Genomic DNA, 1,485 nt, shown 5'->3' on the forward strand with positions numbered 1-1,485 from the left:
AGGGTCCGCAGCCACGGCCGCAAAGCCGCGCCTCGGGCCGATCGCGCAGGCCGCCACCTACGCCGGGGCCGTCCTCGCCGCGCTCGCCGCCCTCGGGATCAGCCTGCTGCTCGGTGTCGGTCCGACCCCCACGCTGCTGGCGGTGCCGATGCTCGTGGCCGCGCTCGCGGTGATCGCCCCCGTCATGCTGGGCGCTCTGCTCAGCGGCCGTCGTCCCGGCACCCTCGGCCCGGCGAGCGGCATCCTCGTGGGTGCGACGGCCCTCCAGGTCGCCGTCCTCGTGGCCCTCGGCTGACCCGCCGCCCGTCGCCCGTCCCCTGACGCGACGGGGCGGGCGCGCCTAGGGTGGTGCCAACCCCCCGCACGAGAACGCCCGAGAGGACCCCCATGCGCGTCGGAATGCTCACCTCCGGAGGCGACTGCCCCGGGCTCAACGCCGTCATCCGCTCCGCCGTCCTGCACGGCATCAAGTCGTACGACATGGAGATGGTGGGCATCCGCAACGGGTGGTCCGGCCTGATCGAGAAGGACGTCGAGGACCTGCCCCGCTCCCGCGTGCGCGGCCTGGCCCGCACCGGCGGCACCATCCTCGGCACCTCCCGCACGCACCCCTACAACGCGGAGGGCGGCGGCCCGGAGAACATGCTCCGCAACCTGCGCGAGCTGGACATCGACGCCGTCATCGCGATCGGCGGCGAGGGCACCCTGGCCGGCGCGAACCGCCTGGCCGCGGACGGGCTGCCGATCGTGGGCGTGCCCAAGACGATCGACAACGACCTGCAGGGCACCGACTACACGTTCGGCTTCGACACGGCCGTGCAGATCGCCACGGACGCCATGGACCGGCTGCGCACCACGGGCGAGTCCCACCACCGCTGCATGGTCGCCGAGGTCATGGGCCGCCACGTCGGCTGGATCGCCCTGCACTCGGGCATGGCCGCCGGCGCCCACGCGATCCTCATCCCCGAGGTCCGCACCCCGATGTCCCAGGTCGCCGAGTGGGTGCAGCAGGTCCACGACCGCGGTCGCTCCCCGCTGGTCGTGGTGGCGGAGGGCTTCGTCCCCGAGGGCCACGACGACCCGCTGGCCGAGGCCGGCGTCGAGGCGTCCGGCCGGCCGCGTCTGGGCGGCATCGGCGAGTGGGTGACCCGCGAGATCGAGGAGATGACCGGCATCGAGACGCGCAGCACCATCCTGGGCCACATCCAGCGCGGCGGCGCCCCCACCGCCACGGACCGCGTGCTCTCCACGCGCTTCGGCATGGGCGCCGTCGACCTCGTCGCCCAGCGCCGCTGGGGACAGATGGTGGCGGCCAACGGCACGGAGATCATCTCCATCCCCATGAGCGCCGCCCTCAAGGGCCTCAAGAAGGTGCCGGTCTCCCGCTACGACGAGGCGAAGATCCTGTTCGGCCGGTGAGACCCGACCACCCCGCCGTCGGCGTGCTGGCCCTCGGGCTGGCGCGTCGGCTCGGCCTGCCCGACA

Annotated in this window: 1 protein-coding gene and 1 pseudogene; both read left to right on the forward strand. The window is 73.9% G+C overall.

All coding sequences use genetic code 11. The features are described 5' to 3' along the window. Window positions 1-295 (forward strand): annotated as a pseudogene (locus HMPREF3105_RS11520) (PspC family transcriptional regulator); the annotation flags it as partial. Window positions 296-387: 92 nt separating this feature from the next. Further along, window positions 388-1,419 carry a 6-phosphofructokinase gene (locus HMPREF3105_RS11525; RefSeq protein ID WP_036317733.1) on the forward strand — a complete coding sequence of 344 codons (1,032 nt, stop codon included), beginning with the start codon at window positions 388-390 and terminating at the stop codon, window positions 1,417-1,419. The last annotated feature ends 66 nt before the right edge of the window (window positions 1,420-1,485 follow it).

Source organism: Micrococcus sp. HMSC31B01, assembly GCF_001816085.1.
Classification (GTDB): Bacteria; Actinomycetota; Actinomycetes; order Actinomycetales; family Micrococcaceae; genus Micrococcus; species Micrococcus luteus.

Bases quoted from the DNA above. Each gene is read 5' to 3' on its own strand.
- HMPREF3105_RS11525 (WP_036317733.1), top strand. From the start codon at position 388: ATGCGCGTCGGAATGCTCACCTCCGGAGGCGACTGCCCCGGGCTCAAC.